This window comes from Trueperella sp. LYQ143, from assembly GCF_046599595.1.
Taxonomy (GTDB): Bacteria; Actinomycetota; Actinomycetes; order Actinomycetales; family Actinomycetaceae; genus Trueperella.
The window spans coordinates 1-15,849 of sequence record NZ_JBKIWR010000002.1; the positions used below are offsets into that span (position 1 = coordinate 1).

Consider the following 15,849-nt stretch of genomic DNA (forward strand, 5'->3'; position numbering starts at 1 on the left):
GGGTATCAGCTCCAGGTGGGGGATACGATTACGTATTCCTTTACGGTGACGAATACGGGGAATGTGACGTTGCATGATGTTGCGGTGTCGGATCCGATGAAGGGCTTGTCTGAGGTGAAGGTGGATAAGGCCATCTTGGCTCCGGGTGAGGTGGCTAAGGCGTCGGCGACGTATACGGTGACTCAGGCTGATGTGGATGCGGGTAAGGTGGAGAATACTGCTACCTCGTCTGCGACTCCGCCGCAGGTGGGGGATAATCCGCCGACTCCTATTACGAAGACGTCTACGGTGACGGTTCCTTCGGAGCAGAAGCCGGATTATACGTTTGTGAAGTCGTCGGATAAGCCGGATGGGTATCAGCTCCAGGTGGGGGATACGATTACGTATTCCTTTACGGTGACGAATACGGGGAATGTGACGTTGCATGATGTTGCGGTGTCGGATCCGATGAAGGGCTTGTCTGAGGTGAAGGTGGATAAGGCCATCTTGGCTCCGGGTGAGGTGGCTAAGGCGTCGGCGACGTATACGGTGACTCAGGCTGATGTGGATGCGGGTAAGGTGGAGAATACTGCTACCTCGTCTGCGACTCCGCCGCAGGTGGGGGATAATCCGCCGACTCCTATTACGAAGACGTCTACGGTGACGGTTCCTTCGGAGCAGAAGCCGGGCATTTCCGTGGTGAAGACGGCAGATAAGCAATCAGCCAACGCAGGAGACGTTGTTACCTACACGTTCACCATCCGTAATGATGGCAACGTCACCTTGAGCGACATTGCGGTAACTGATGGCCTGGCTGGTCTTTCCGCTATCACATACGAAAAGACGAAGCTTGCTCCGGGTGAGACGATGACTGCGACGGCGACCTACCAGGTCACGGAGGCGGATGCGAATAAGGGAACGGTTGAAAATACGGCAACCGCTACCGGCACGACGCCGGATGGCGCAACGGTAACTTCGAGCCCCTCGACGGTCACTGTTCAGGTCAATCCGCTTCCGCCAACGCCTACTCCGCCAACCCCGCCGACTCCTCCGGCGCCACCAGCTCAGCCTGATATTCCGGCCAAGCCAGTTGCGCCAAATCAGCCGGTATCACCGAGCGAGCCTGGATCCTTGCCGTGGACGGGAGCGAGCGTCTTCTTCGAGACAGTTGCTGCGATCTTCGCCGTCGCTTTGGGAGCAGCAGCGTTGATCTTCCGACGCAAGCGCGGGAATCGGTAGGCGATAGCTAAATAGCGAAAATCGCATTGCGACAGTGGGAGATGAGTTCAGCAGATGAATTCATCTCCCACTTCGTATAGGTCATCCATTTCTGCTAAGCGAGGTGTATGTGAAAGCCAGTGTTGTTTTAGCGCCGGCGCCCGTCTGTGCAAAAAAAACAGATATAACACGTAGGAGCCGTATCGTCAGTGCCAACATAGCTGGAATCACTCAAGTACGATCCTCAGCTATATGGCGGAATAGCGTAAGCTATTAGCGGCAGATACTCAAAAACAGAGAGGATCGAGGATGCGTGCTATCGAGGAGTTACGCGGTTCGCGCGAACTGATAGCCAACCTTACCTTGCGTGAGTTAAAAGGCAAATATAAGCGCACCTTACTCGGGCAGCTATGGTCATTAGCGAACCCGTTGGCGCAAATGCTTATTTATACCGCTGTCTTTGCGTTTGTGATGCGGGTTCAACCCGACCCAGGTAATCCATCTGGATTAGACCTATTTGCCTTATGGCTTATGTGCGGGCTACTTCCGTGGAGCTTCTTTACAAATGTTGTAAATGGTGGCATGGGAGCCTTGACGGGTAATGAGAACCTCATTAAAAAGGTGTATTTCCCGCGAGTAGTGTTGATCTATTCGACGACGCTCAGCTTTTTGTACTCGTGGATGATTGAAATGATCGTCCTACTGGCAGCAATCATTATCTTTGGCGGGCACCCCCTATTCTTTGTGCCGATTGTTATTCTGGTGATGCTCTTTTTGGCATGTTTTTCCACTGGTATCGCGCTACTTTTCTCCATCGGTAACGTCTATTTCCGCGATATTCAACATTTCAGCGGTATTCTCTTTCAGATTTGGTTCTATGCCACGCCTATCGTCTATCCGGCTCGGCTGCTATTTGACCAAGCGGCTTCCCATAACTGGCATTGGCTGACGGTTGTGTATTCTGCAAATCCTCTCTACCAATTCGGGGAAGTATTCCGTAATCTCATGTATGACAATAGATTGCCAGGCTGGGAGAATGTTGCCTACATTATCGGGGTTTCGCTGGTTACGTTGATCGTGGGATATTGGGTATTCAAACGTCATGAAGATCGACTGGCGGAGGCACTATGACCAGCAGAGATAACAGCTCGGTTGCCATTTCTGTGCAGAATGTGTCGAAGAAGTTTCGTGTTTATCACGAGCGCAATAACAGCTTAAAATCGGCGATTATGCGCGGTAAGCGTGCGCGCTACGAGGATTTTTTAGCCTTATCGGGCGTCACATTAGACGTTAAGCAAGGTGAAACCTTTGCCATTATTGGTGACAACGGTTGCGGTAAATCCACGCTTTTGAAATGCATGGCGCGGATTTTGAAACCTGACGAAGGAAAGATTCAGGCACATGGGCGCCTAGCTGCCCTGCTGGAAGTCGGATCAGGCTTTCATCCGGAACTGAGCGGTCGTGACAACATCTTCCTCAATGGCTCGATCTTAGGAATGAGCCGCGCGGAGATTGCGCGAAATTTCGATGAAATCGTTGATTTCGCTGGGGTTGGGCATTTTATTGACGAACCCGTGAAGAACTACTCCTCAGGAATGTACGTCCGGTTAGGCTTTTCGGTTGCGGTTCACGTCGATCCAGAGATCTTGCTAGTTGATGAAGTTCTCGCCGTCGGCGATGCGGCATTCCAGCGCAAATGCCAAGCAAAATTTGCTGAGTTCAAACGGGACGGTCGGACGGTTATCGTGGTAGCTCATTCTGCAGCAACGTTGCGCCAGATGTGTGACCGCGCGGTGTTACTCGATCACGGGAAGATCTTGGAGCTGGGGGGAGCTAACGAAGTCCTCGACATCTATGAAGAGCGCACGGCTGAAAAGGTTGAACGCGACGTATTCGGCGTGCAACGGCACGGTTCTGGTGATATTCAGATAACAGGGCTGGATGTGCTTGATGCTAGTGGCCAATGTATCGGTCAGGTAGGTGACGAGGGCGGTCAGATCGACGTAGCAGCCGGGCAACGGATTACGCTCCGGATGCATTTCCATGCTAAAGATCCGGTTTCTCACCCACAGTTCGCTATGGCTATCGACACGGATTACGGCTTGAGATTATGGGGCGGAGATACCCGATTTGAGCCTAAGCTGCCGCAGGTTGTGCATGGCAAAGGAATGATTGAGCTGGCTGTCGATCTCCCGATTCGGACGGGGAAATACGTCGTGCATGGCTCGGTACTCGATCAAAGCACCGCTCATAACTTCGATTTTCTGCGCAATATGTGCTGTTTAGAGGTGACTACGGATCTACCGCATTTTGCCGCCGGACCCGTGCATCTCAGCGAAGAATGGGATTTGCGGGGGAGCTGTTCCCCGCAAGATTTAGTGCCTAACGGTTTTGCTAAGGGGAAGTAAATGCGCGTCACTCTCATCTCTGACCCAATGGCTCAGCGAATGCCAGGGCGTTCGCCATATTACGAGGCCTTGAAAACGAAGTTAGCTACACAGGTTGATTTATCTGCAAAAGTTATGGCGGCTCCGTGGGCGCGCACAGCAGAGACGCAAAGCATCGTGCATAACGTCGGGCTGAGTGTGGTGCGCTCCGTGCGACGCCACATCTTAACGATTGACGATCTAGGTTATCGCGCGCCACGTCGGCTCAATAATGGTGACGTTCGCTTGCAGCGGCTCTTTCAACTGCGAGAAGCTCGTCTGCGCGGAGATATTGTCGTTGTTCCCTCGGAATATGGGCGCACAGATCTGAAATCTATGGATTTTCGTTCGCGTAATATTCGCGTGATTCCGCCAGGGCCACCGAACTGGGCGAGTCCGGCTGCGCAGCGGTGGCTTAAACAAACACAACAGCAGCAATTAGCTCCACATCAGAATCCGGCTGTCGTTGCACACAGCGCAAGCGGTATTCAGCGGCTTACCCGATGGAATGTGCTGAATCGTCATGCGCCTCAGCCTAAGCGTGAACTACCGGCGGCCCCATATATTGTGGTTTTTGCTAACCGTGGCAAATGGTCGAATCTGTTAATGGCAATGGAGGGGCTGAATTATGCTGCTCCAGACATCCCGCATCATGTTGTTGTCGTCGGGGATCGGGTGTATGCGGCAGCGCAATATCGGGAATACCTGCAGGTACTGCCGAACCTTAAGAACCGTACCCAGTTCTGGGAGCAGAATGAGCCCATTGAGATGGCACGGTTGATTGCTCATGCCGATGCCGCAGTTGCTACAAATATCTTTGATTTGGGTTGCTCGAACGTCATTGGATGCTTACATCTGGGGACCAGCGTGGTGATTCCGGCCAGCTCGTCTGCTGAAGATTTCGTCACTTCAGGGCCGGCGAGCGTCACCGTGGATCCGACTGCTGCTGTGGGTATTGAAGCCGGCATATTGGAATTACTGGCACGTGATCCGCAAGAACGTCGTGCCAACGCGCTAGCACAAGCTAAAAACTATTCCTGGGATAAGACGGCCCAAGAATATGTGTCGCTCTACAACGAGATCGGGAAGGCATAAATATGGCGACTAAGCGAGGCGTAATTTACTTGTTCTTCGATCCGGAGGGGATTGTTGATGAGTTTGTTACCTATAAATTCGAGCAGCTACGCCCGTTCGTTGACCATATCTTGGTCATGTCGAACTGCCCGTTAAAGGAAACCGAAAAAGCCAAGCTCGAACGTGTTGTAGATGAGGTTGTCGTTCGCCCGAATGAAGGATTTGACGTCGGAGGATACATTGACGGTCTTACCCATTTAGGCTGGGATAAGGTCGTTGAATTCGACGAGCTTATCTTTATGAATTACACCTTCTTTGGGCCGCTGCAGCCCTTTAGTGAGTTGTTTGCCCGTACGGAAGCTCTTGATGTTGATTTCTGGGGATTGACGGATCACTCGGAGGTGAAGCCACACCCGATTGCTGGGCGTTTAATTTTGCCGCGGCATATCCAATCGCATTGGATCGCAGTACGAAATCGACTGTTGCGTTCCGAGGCTTTCCGTCGGTACTGGGATGACATGCCGGAAATTACCTCGTATGACGAGTCGGTGCTATTGCATGAGTCGCGATTTACTCAGCATTTCGCAGCCCGAGGATACCGCTATGAGGTACTGTGGCCCTCCCACGCCTATGCCTCTGAGAACGCGGTGTTGGAGGATGCCCCGCAGATGGTTCGCGACGGCTGCACGATCGTCAAACGTCGGACTTTCTTTAACGATCCGCTGTATATGGACCGCCACGCATTGTTGGGGCGAAAACTTATGGAAGCAATCAGGGAATCTTCTGACTATCCCGTAGAGCTTATCTGGAAGAACCTGACGCGCACCTGCAAGCCACGTGATTTAGTTATGAATTTGGAACTGACGGAGGTACTGCCAGACGAGCCGCTTGCGGGGGCGGTGGAGACTGCCAAACAGTTGCGTGTTGCCGCATTGGCGCATGTGTTTTATCCGGAAATGCTTGACGAGATTCTCGATCAAGTAGAGCTGCTACCTGACGGGTGGGAGCTATTTATTACGACGCCTACCGAGGAAAAGGTAGCAGAAATTAAACAGCGGCTCAGCGCGCGCGGGCACAGCGCCTATGTGCGTAAGATCGAATCAAATCGTGGGCGGGATATTTCGGCCTTCTTACTCGGCTGCCAAGATGTTCTAACCAGCGGAGAATTCGATCTCGTGCTGAAGATTCACTCGAAGCTCTCCCCACAAGATGGCCCCAACGTGGGTGGGCTATTCAAAGCTCATTTATTCGATAACCTATTGGGCACTCGCGGGCATGCAGCTAACGTATTGCAGCTCTTCGTCGATCATCCCAATCTAGGGATCGTCATTCCACCTATGCCGCATATTGGGTATCCGACGATGGGGCATGCGTGGTTTGAAAACCGAGAACCGGCACGTAAATTGATGAAAAAGATGGGCTTGAGCGTACCATTTGACGCCACTACGCCTATCGCCTCTTATGGCTCGATGTTTATCGCCCGCCCAGAACTACTGCGACCGCTGATTGATTTGAAACTGGACTGGGAGGATTTCCCAGGAGAGGGCGAATACAGTGATGGTTCGCTGGCACATGTGATTGAGCGCTTGTTCGTGTATGTGTGTTTGGCGCAAGGTCATCACGTGCGCCAGGTGTTGAACCCGTGGCATGCTGGGGTAAATTACTCGAATTTGGAATACAAACTTCAGGCAGTACACAGCTATCTTCCGGCGCGCACAAACGAAGCAGTGAATCTATTGAAGATCAAGCGCTTCTTACTGCGTTATGACTGGTTCAAAGATAAGCACCCACGGTTGACTAAAGTCTTAAAGCCGGTGGTTAAACAAGCGCGGATCTCGGTATTCCGAGCGCGCAGCTACTACGTCCGGTACCAGCGTTCGCGCGGTGGCGGCAGCAGCCGGAAGGACTCGTAAAAATCAGGAGGAGTGCCATCGCCGAGGCGAGTGCCCTCTGTGAGACTCGTCGAACTGGCAGCAGATCACCGAAAGAATCTGTTGTAGCGATAGAATGACTGTCAAGTTTATATATGAGGAGTTAAAAGACATGACTAGCTGTTTGATTACTGGTGGCGCCGGATTTATTGGCTGCGCCATCTCTGCGCAACTTGCCGATCACTTTGATGACGTTGTCGCAATGGATAACCTGCTCCCGCAGGTTCACGCCGAGGCCAAGCGCCCGGAGGCCCTGGATGAGCGGGTGGAATTACTGATCGCAGATGTGACGAAGCCAGAGGATTGGGATACCGTGCTCACTCGGATCCGCCCCGACGTCATTGTGCATTTAGCCGCAGAAACAGGAACTGGTCAGTCTTTGCGGGAGGCCTCACGCCATGCCCTAGTTAACGTGGTCGGCACGACGATGATGACGGACGCACTCGTTCGCCATGATATTTTGCCGCAGAAGATCGTATTGACCTCGTCGCGAGCAGTATATGGCGAAGGCCTGTGGGAGGACGCTAATGGCAATCGTTCCTATCCTGGCGGGCGCACACATGCCATGTTAGAAGCGGGGCAGTGGGATTTCGATCAGATGCATCCGCTGCCGCAGAACTCTGCTGCAGTTAAACCTGATCCGTCGAACGTCTATGCCTCAACCAAGCTCTGCCAAGAGAATCTATTGCGTTCCTGGTGTGGCTCAATGAAGGTCGAGTTCGTTAGCTTCCGCCTGCAAAACGTCTATGGCGCTGGCCAGTCGTTGACGAATCCATATACGGGTATCGTTTCGCTGTTCTGCCGCTTGGCTAAGGCCGGAGAATCTATTCCGGTTTACGAGGACGGCGATATTGTGCGTGATTTCGTTTATATTGACGATGTTGCCTCCGCAATCGTTGCCGGAACGCTCCATTCGGAGACGAACGAGCATCCATACGATATTGGTCTGGGTGAACGCACGACGATCAAGCAGATTGCCCAGGCGATTGCGGCGCGTTATGGTGCGCCAGAGCCGCGCGTGACGGGGCAGTATCGCGATGGTGATGTGCGCGCCGCCTGGGCAGACATCACCGAAGCCCGTCAGGCCCTGAACTGGGAGCCGCAAATCAGCGTCGCTGATGGTGTTGAGCGTTTGTGTACCTGGATTGACGAGCAAATCTAGATGGGAGAGCATCGCGGTCAGCCGGCGCATGCGTCGCGCATTGTGGTCGATAATGCGCCGGCTGAAAAGGCAGACCCATCAGAGCATTGTGCTACTTCTGATCAGTTAGTCAGCGCGGAAAAGGAGGCAGTTATTCACACGACACCTGAGGAGGCTTCGACGGCTACGCCAGCGGTTACCCCGCGCCCGAAAGGTCCATATAACCGGCCGCAGATGTTGAGTGAGTGTTTCCAGCCAACGCATAACTCAATCGGATTTCTGCGTTGGCTCATGGCGTTTATGGTCATTTTCTCGCATGCCGGGCCAATCGCCGGACTGTGGGGAGGAAAGGATCTGGGGGCAGATTTTTCTAATGGGCAGCAGTCTTTAGGTGGCGTTGCAGTAGCTGGCTTTTTCTTTTTCTCGGGTTTCCTCATTACCCGTTCGCGGATGGGGCGCTCGACAATCTGGCGTTATATGTGGCGGCGGTTCCTCCGTATCTTCCCCGCATTTTTCGTTGCCCTGCTCCTGACGGTATTTATCCTGGCTCCGATCGCTTGGATGAGTTTAGGGCACTCTTTCTCCTCGTATTTCTCGGTGCGAGGTCCGGAGTCACCGTGGACGTATGTGCTGAACAATATGGATCTGAGCCTGCGCCAACGGCCAATCGCTGGGATGGGCGATACCTTGCCGCTCTACCATGAACTTGGCGCACGTGATTGGAACGGCTCAGCGTGGACGCTTCGCTATGAGTTCATCTGCTATATCCTGGTGGCGCTCGTCGGGCTCATCGGAGCGCTGTCCGTCCGAGCGGCTGGTGGAATCATCGTATTCGGTATTCTCGTCCTGAACTTTTTACAGTGGACCTACGGCTTGGCAGCATTCAATAACTTCGGGCTGTTCAACGACGTATTCCTCTTGATGTTCTTCGCGCCCTTTGCCGTCGGTATGTTTGTTCAGCTTTTTGCAGATCGAATTCCTATTGATGATCGCCTGGCTCTCGGCTCAGGAGCTATCGCTTTAGGGACGTATGCGACGTGGGGATGGAACATCATCGGGGTCGTGTTCTTTGGATATTTCCTGATGTGGTTAGCTGTGCGTTTGCCGTTGACGAACTGGGAGAAGTACGGCGATTTTTCCTATGGCGTTTATATTTTCGCCTGGCCGGTTATGACGTTCTTGACCTTCTTCGGGGTGCACCGCCATCAGCTCCTCTACCTCCTCATCGTCATCGTCACGGTTCATATCCTGGCCTACCTGTCGTGGCATTTGATTGAGAAGCCAGCAATGAGCCTCAAATCGTGGACTCCTAAATGGATGCGATGGCTGTTGGCACGTTCTAAACCGACGTATGAGCGGGTATGCCAGATGCTTATTGATCCGCGGTATTCCTCAACACGATGGGCATATCAGCGGGTGTACCATCCGTCGGCGGATCAGACTCGGGCAACGGTTCTGGAGGCGCGGCGAACGGGTGGTTCCCTGCGTCCAGTTCACCTTGATACGCCCAAGAACGGGCGCGCGTTGTGGGTGATTGCGCGTTATCTTCCCTTGGCGCTGCTGACTGTTGTTGTTATTGCGGTGACGGTTATGGGGATATTAGTACGTCACGGCGTGTTATAACGCGTGATCGTTTCTGGCTTGGATAACGCTAAGGCGTTGTGATTGCTGCGTTATCCAAGCCAAATGGGGTGCTGGCAAGTATCATGGTTTTCTTGCCAGCACCCCATTTTATTAATAAAAAACAGCACACCCATCGTAGATGGTGTGCCAATGAGAAGAGCAGGAAGAAGCAACGTCCTGTGAGAATGCGCCGATCTGATTGCGAGAGGCTGCGAGGATTGGAAAGTGAGGGAGCAGGCACGGAAATGTCTCCTTGGCTTGATCGCGTTGCTCACTTAAGCGCCTCGCTGGCTCAAGCGTGCAAGCAGTTTAGACCTAGTAGAGGTGTGTACGCGTACCCCTTATCAGTTTTCCTGATTACGCAGGGCAGTGAGCTGCTCACATGAATGCGCATAAGAGGCCTGTGCGCCTAGGGCTTGGCAGGCATAGGCGCCACTGGCTGCCCCGATAGCAGTGGCCTGCGCAAGGCAATACCCGCTAGCTAGTGCGGCTGCAAGCGCTCCGACGAAGGCATCCCCAGCTCCAGTAGTGTCAACAACGTGAACCTGCGGCGAACCAATCAATCCTGAGCCCTGCGCGTCGGCATAACTCGCACCCTGCTTGCCAAGGGTGACAACGACTGAAGAAATCCCACTTGCATAGAGTGCCTGAGCTAGCTCGTGATCTGCCAGTTCATCAGCTACCACTTCGCCGTTCGCTACCGCCCTTTTGACGCTGGCGCACTCAGGGATAGCGCTACCACAGACAGCTATCTCGTCGGGGATTCCCTGAAGATCTGGGGATACTGCTGCCATATCTGGAGACATCTCAGTTGGCGAACTAGCTAGATTGGGCGTCAGATTCTGCGCGTCTGTTACCAGAGAAGGGCACGTTATGGGATCGGCTAGCCTCGCATGAGGATCAGCTAGCCTCGTGATAGGAGCAGGAAGTTCACCCGAATGGTCTGGGTGTTCCGTCCTCACCAATTCCGTATTGAGGGCTGCTAACAGATCGCGAGCCTCATATTCATTGACGATAAGGGGATCAGCACGCAAAATCGTCTCACGTGCAACCGGAACCACAGGCGCCAGATTGACAATCAACCTGCCACGAACAACCTGAGCGAGCCAATTGATTGTTTGCGCAGGGATTTCGCCCTGGGTTACCACTACCTCGGCAGCGTCAATTACGCTTCGGCACTGCGTCAGGCGTTCGGGAATTACCTCAGCATTAGCGCCCCGCACCACAACGATAGAGTTTTTGCCGCTATCGCTGACGGTGACGTAGGCAGAACCAGTGGGGGATTCGGTGGTTATGACGTGCTGCAAATCAACATGGCGTTTTTCCAGCTCCGCAGTGACGAAGCGCCCGTTATCGTCAGCTCCGATAGCGCCAATCATGATAGCGGGCGTGCCCATTATGCCAGCAGCAACCGCTTGATTAGCCCCTTTACCACCGGAATTCCGTTGGGAGTTATGCGCTAGGACGGTTTCTCCGGGAGTGGGATGTTCGCTCACCTGCAAGGTGATATCACAATTAATTGAACCGACGACCACCACTGACCGATGTGGTATCGGGGTAGGTGAGGTCATCGAGGCGGGAGCAGCTAGCGTGCTGGGCCGCCTCGATGTGGAAAAACACGGCGGTGTATCAAGGGCCGCCCCTGCGCAGGGGAGCGCAGAAGAATCCGCTGCTCCGGTTCCAGCCGGTTCTAGATGATCTGCCGATGCGGGGGCAGCTCCTGCGGGCGTTACCGTCGGGGATATGACCTCACTATCGGGCGGGCAATGATCCAGGCAATGATCCGGGCAATGACCATCCGCCGAAATATGCGGCCTGTATGACGATGCCGTATTGTTCATAGCTCGTTCCCTGTACTCCCGTGGTTATATCCGTTGCCGTTCGGCGGTTAATCCTTGACCTTAGTCAAGGCACATATCACCAAATCAACGAGACGATCTGCGAGAACCTCTCCGTCTGCCCGCATAGCAACATGCGCATTGGCAGTGGTGATCCGCTTCGGACGGAATTCGCAGAACGTTGCCCCGCGCCCGATCCCGCGATTTAACTCAACACTGAGGACACCATGTTTGAACTCGTAGAATTCAGGGAAAATAAGCCATCCGGCCGCCGTCGGGTCATGTAACGCCATTGGCTGTGGCGTATGGGGATCCCGAATCCGCAAATACTTTTCCAAGCAATCCGCAACACATTGTGCGAATTCGCTGCCCACATTGCGGATACGGTCGGAATGTTCCGGAGTGATAAGCACTTGGTTCGTCACATTTAAGCCGAACATGCGCAACGGGACTCCAGTACGAATGACGGTATCGAGCGCTTCGGGATCAGCAAACGTATTGAATTCGGCGGCGCAGGTATGGTTGCCGAAACCATAGGATCCACCCATAAAAACGATCTCCCCGATACGCTGAAACACCTCGGGATCCATAATGGCGGCGACGGCTACATTCGTCATCGGGCCGGTAGCAAGCACAGTGATTTCGCCAGATTCATGCTCACTGAGTGTGCGCAATAAGGCGTTAACCGCGTGTTCTAGTTGCGCAGTGCGGGTGCGAGGCGCCGGAAGTGGACGGTTGATCGTGCCCATCCCTGCCTCACCCAGCAGGCTCTCGATAGTGCATGGCTCTTGTGCCATCGGTTTGGCGCAACCTGCATAGACGGGCGCGTCAATGTGGAAGTTCTCGACGGTTGACAGGGTGTTAGAGGTCGTCCACTGCAGGCTGGTATTGCCGACGACGGTTGAGATACCAACAATATCTATTTCTTCGGCTGCAGATAGCGCGGCAATGGCGAACAGATCGTCGAATCCGGTGTCGCAGTCAATCCATATCTTTTGCATGAGATTTCGTCTTTCTTTTTAGAAGTATTCGGTGGTTATGGACCGACGATAATCCAGGTCAAGATCATCGACATGACGATGCCAGCAATCATCGGAACAGATGTGCGGGCGATGAGGCGGGCAGGAGATTCCTTAACTGTGGAACATACGATAAGCACGACGGCTGCCACGGGCGAGCAGGCTCGGGCCAGGTTGCCCACGAATTGCAATGGCAGGGTGAGTAGCGCACCGTTGATCCCCACTCCGCTTGCCACTTTCGGGGCGATTTCCACCAGGGAATAGAACGGGGCAATACCGCCCGTGAGCAGCGCCAATAGCAACATAATGCCGGAGAATGCGAGGAAGAGAATCCAGGCTGCTCCGTCAAGCTGGGAGATGGAGTGTGAGAGGGCGTCAATGATTCCGAGTTGGACGATCCCCTCTACCAGCACATTTGCGGCGATAACTAGCGCAACGACAACGCCGAAGCCAGTGCCCATGCCTTTGAAGAACACCATAAGGTCGTTCAACGGATCAATCAGTGAGCGTTTGCGGATCATCTCTGTGATCAGGGCAAGCAAGATGGAGATGAGGGTGACAGGAATCAGGTTGGCGGTAATCCCTACTTTCATAACGAATCCCAATCCGAACGGGATCAGAATGAACAGTAGTGGCAGCATGGGGAAAATGGCGTACCACATGGGGGTTCCGGCGTGTTCATCAGATTTCTCGTCGGTTAATATGACGCTTGATCCGGTGCTGGTAGCCGATGTGACCATCTTGGCGTCCATGTATTTTTGCCAGAAGTAGTGGACGACGCCGATAAAAATAAGGGTGGGGATGGAGACGGAGGCATGCATTGAGAAGACGTATTCGTCCAGTGGGATGCCTAGCCGTTCGGAGGCGATGACGTTATCTGCCCCTAGTGGCGTGGGGATGATGGTGGCGGTGGTGGCGATGATGGCAGCCACCGTTAGTGGGGTCAGACCCGCGCCAACAAGTGCCGGGAATAGCGTTGCCATGAGGAGGACGGCAAGGGATGAGGCCGAGGGCACTGCCAACGACATAAGGTTGCCAACCCAGAATGTGAGGGGGACGAGAAGATATTTCATCTTCATGCGCAGCAGCGGGCGGGTAAGGAACTCAACGACTTTTGCGTTCGCGCCGATATGTGTCATGTATGCGGAGAATCCAAAGAGGACCATAATAATGAGGCCGACGCCGGATACGGTTTTTGCGAAAATCTCAGTGATATAACCGAACTGGTTTAAGAAAACGTTGCCGGCGTCTTTGACTTCGTATTTTCCGGTGCCGGTATGCCCTAGGAGTGGGGCGATCATTAAAATGACGAAGCCGCCCATGAACAAAGCGATAGTTGCGTTGACTTTCTTCATGATGAGCACGCCGGCGATTGCGATAGCGAGGACCACGACGAGGGATTCGATTATCACTGCTGCTCTCCTTTGAACAGTCGGTATATAGGTGGAGCAGTGCTGAGTGAGTTCAGGTACTGCTCTTAGGGGCAACCATACAAGAGGGATAATCCGTGGTCAACACGTGTTGACTATCTGGAATACTCTGTTGCTGTGCTGTTTTGATGGTGAGGAAAGAGGGAAGAACGTAGGTAAGAAAGAAGGGAGATACTTCGTGGGTATCAAGGCAGCGGGCTGGTGAACGACCATTCGGCAGGCGAAAATCATTATCCTTGCAACGTCGCCTTATTAGGGTATCCGCACCCGTACATGTTCCCGCTTCTTATGAGCCAGTTGTGCTAGATTTTTCGTCGCACCTGTGCCACTTTTACGTCCTGCTATGGGCGTGCCTGGTATCTGCTGGTGTGGATTGTGCTGCGCGATGCTCCACAGATGCAGCACATAATGCCCTGCGCCTAGGTTAGATAACGGGAATATCGTCGGTTTGAAACCAGCGTACTGGGAATACTGTTTGCATTAATGCAGTGGCTATGGTGCTCTGGTCGGCATGCACTTAGGTACGCACTTAGGCACGGCATTGAGACGGCGTTTAGTTGCTACCATGCGGGCCAACCCCCTCCAGGCGGCATACATATATTCCGGAAATAAGCAGTGGCGCTCTTATGGTCCGACGATAATCCAGGTGAGAGCCATTGACACGACAATGCCAACAGCCATCGGAACGATCGTTCGGGCGATCAGGCGCGTAGGGGATTCCTTTACTGAAGAACAAACAATCAAGATGACCGCCGCCACCGGCGAGCAGGATCGAGCCAGGCATCCGGTGAGCTGCAATGGCAAGGTGAGCAGCGCGCCGTTGATCCCGACGTGGGCGGCAACCTGAGGAGCCACCTCCACTAGGGAATAGAAGGGGCCAATGCCGCCGGTGAGAACGGTAAGGAGGATCATGATTCCAGAGAATGCGAGGAAGAGGATCCAGGCTGCTCCGTCAAGCTGAGAGATGGAGTGCGAAAGGGAGTCGATAATGCCGAGCTGGACGATCCCTTCTACCAGCACATTTGCGGCAATAGCGAGGGCGACGACAACGCTGAAGCCGCGCCCCATTCCGTTAAAGAATGCTGTGAGATCCGATAGCGGGGCAGTGATTGACCGTGTGCGGATTGCTTCTGCAAGCAAGGTAAGCAATATGGAAATCAGGGTGACGGGAATAATGTCCATCTTGAAGCCAATTGTCATGACGTAGCTCAGCGCAAAAGGAATCAAGATGAGAAGCAGAGGAAGTAGCGGGAAGATCGCGTACCACATCGGAAGATCGTCATGTGTAGCTTCCGCGGATTCCTCGGCGGTGACGATAGATGCAGCGGCGGGCGTAGCGTCATCGAGTTTTCCGTCTAGGTATTTTTGCCAGAAATAATGGACGATTCCGATGACAAATAAGGTCGGAATTGATACTGAAGCGTGCAAGGAAAAGACGTATTCGTCAAGCGGAATACCTAGACGATCTGCGGCAACCACATTATTCGCCGCAAGTGGTGTAGGCATGATAGTGGCGGTGGTGGCAATGACTCCAGCGACGGTCAGCGGAGTCAGCCCAGCACCCACGAGGGCAGGGAAGAAGGTCGCCATCAGTAGTACCGCAAGTGAAGAAGCGGAAGGAACAGCGAGCGACATAATGTTCCCAACCCAAAACATCAGCGGAACAAGCAGGTATTTGCGTTTCATACGCAGCAGTGGCCGGCTAAGAAGCTGAATCACTTTCGTATTCGCCCCGATGTGGGTCATATATACCGAGAATCCGAACAGCACCATAATGATAAGCCCGACGCCGGAGGTCGTCTCGGCAAAGATTGCGGTGATATAGCCGAACTGATTGAGGAATACATTGCCAGCGTCGGCGACCTTGTATTTGCCCATGCTGGTATGCCCTAATAAGGGGGCAACCATGAGGAGAAGAACGCCGCCGATAAATAAGGCAATAGTGGCGTTGACTTTCTTTGAAATGAGTATGCCGACGATAATGATGGCAACGACCGCAGCAAGTGATTCAAGTACCACTACAGTGTTCCTCCGAGTGGGGGGCGTGGGAAAGGGAAACCCGCCAGTGCTGAGGGTTTCCGATATGGCTAACTAACAGTACGGGCAAATAGGCAATGCGGGCAAATGAATGGCCATACATCTAGGTGTAATACGTATCTCCTATCTGTGA

10 protein-coding genes and 1 pseudogene are annotated in these 15,849 nt (G+C 53.4%); 7 read left to right on the forward strand and 4 right to left on the reverse strand.

Annotated elements, in window-relative coordinates; translation table 11 throughout:
- From ACLHIL_RS01025 to ACLHIL_RS01055, 7 genes and pseudogenes are all read left to right on the forward strand, one after another.
- Positions 1 to 1,218: pseudogene (locus ACLHIL_RS01025) on the forward strand (hypothetical protein); the annotation flags it as partial.
- A 288-nt stretch (positions 1,219 to 1,506) separates the two neighbouring features.
- Complete coding sequence (locus ACLHIL_RS01030; RefSeq protein WP_411296007.1) at positions 1,507 to 2,328, forward strand: ABC transporter permease; 822 nt, start codon at positions 1,507 to 1,509, stop codon at positions 2,326 to 2,328.
- Positions 2,325 to 3,605 (forward strand): ABC transporter ATP-binding protein, encoded by a 1,281-nt coding sequence (locus ACLHIL_RS01035; protein ID WP_411296008.1) that lies wholly within the window; start codon positions 2,325 to 2,327, stop codon positions 3,603 to 3,605. Before ACLHIL_RS01030 ends, ACLHIL_RS01035 begins: the two co-directional genes overlap by 4 nt.
- Entirely contained in the window at positions 3,606 to 4,718 is a 1,113-nt protein-coding gene (locus tag ACLHIL_RS01040) for a hypothetical protein (protein ID WP_411296009.1), read from the forward strand.
- Between the two features lie 2 nt (positions 4,719 to 4,720).
- Positions 4,721 to 6,610, forward strand: a complete 1,890-nt coding sequence (locus ACLHIL_RS01045; protein WP_411296010.1) for a rhamnan synthesis F family protein — start codon at positions 4,721 to 4,723, stop codon at positions 6,608 to 6,610.
- Between the two features lie 130 nt (positions 6,611 to 6,740).
- Positions 6,741 to 7,790: an NAD-dependent epimerase/dehydratase family protein gene (locus tag ACLHIL_RS01050; protein WP_411296011.1), complete on the forward strand. Its 1,050-nt coding sequence runs from the start codon at positions 6,741 to 6,743 to the stop codon at positions 7,788 to 7,790.
- Complete coding sequence (locus ACLHIL_RS01055) at positions 7,791 to 9,392, forward strand: acyltransferase family protein (protein WP_411296012.1); 1,602 nt, start codon at positions 7,791 to 7,793, stop codon at positions 9,390 to 9,392.
- 344 nt (positions 9,393 to 9,736) lie between these two features.
- Here the strand turns inward: ACLHIL_RS01055 and ACLHIL_RS01060 are convergent, their stop codons facing one another.
- The 4 genes from ACLHIL_RS01060 to dcuC (ACLHIL_RS01075) form a co-directional block, all read right to left on the reverse strand.
- Positions 9,737 to 11,233: a ribokinase gene (locus ACLHIL_RS01060; protein ID WP_411296013.1), complete on the reverse strand. Its 1,497-nt coding sequence runs from the start codon at positions 11,231 to 11,233 to the stop codon at positions 9,737 to 9,739.
- A gap of 47 nt (positions 11,234 to 11,280) precedes the next feature.
- Positions 11,281 to 12,231, reverse strand: coding sequence for a nucleoside hydrolase (locus ACLHIL_RS01065; protein ID WP_411296014.1), 951 nt, complete (start codon positions 12,229 to 12,231; stop codon positions 11,281 to 11,283).
- A gap of 35 nt (positions 12,232 to 12,266) precedes the next feature.
- A complete protein-coding gene (gene dcuC, locus ACLHIL_RS01070; RefSeq protein WP_411296015.1) occupies positions 12,267 to 13,661 on the reverse strand; it encodes a C4-dicarboxylate transporter DcuC in 1,395 nt (464 codons plus the stop codon).
- Between the two features lie 642 nt (positions 13,662 to 14,303).
- Positions 14,304 to 15,698, reverse strand: coding sequence for a C4-dicarboxylate transporter DcuC (gene dcuC / locus ACLHIL_RS01075; protein WP_411296016.1), 1,395 nt, complete (start codon positions 15,696 to 15,698; stop codon positions 14,304 to 14,306).
- Between the last annotated feature and the right edge of the window lie 151 nt (positions 15,699 to 15,849).

Bases quoted from the DNA above. Each gene is read 5' to 3' on its own strand.
- ACLHIL_RS01065 (WP_411296014.1), bottom strand. From the start codon at position 12,231: ATGCAAAAGATATGGATTGACTGCGACACCGGATTCGACGATCTGTTC.
- ACLHIL_RS01030 (WP_411296007.1), top strand. From the start codon at position 1,507: ATGCGTGCTATCGAGGAGTTACGCGGTTCGCGCGAACTGATAGCCAAC.
- ACLHIL_RS01055 (WP_411296012.1), top strand. From the start codon at position 7,791: ATGGGAGAGCATCGCGGTCAGCCGGCGCATGCGTCGCGCATTGTGGTC.
- ACLHIL_RS01040 (WP_411296009.1), top strand. From the start codon at position 3,606: ATGCGCGTCACTCTCATCTCTGACCCAATGGCTCAGCGAATGCCAGGG.
- ACLHIL_RS01050 (WP_411296011.1), top strand. From the start codon at position 6,741: ATGACTAGCTGTTTGATTACTGGTGGCGCCGGATTTATTGGCTGCGCC.
- ACLHIL_RS01035 (WP_411296008.1), top strand. From the start codon at position 2,325: ATGACCAGCAGAGATAACAGCTCGGTTGCCATTTCTGTGCAGAATGTG.
- ACLHIL_RS01060 (WP_411296013.1), bottom strand. From the start codon at position 11,233: ATGAACAATACGGCATCGTCATACAGGCCGCATATTTCGGCGGATGGT.
- ACLHIL_RS01045 (WP_411296010.1), top strand. From the start codon at position 4,721: ATGGCGACTAAGCGAGGCGTAATTTACTTGTTCTTCGATCCGGAGGGG.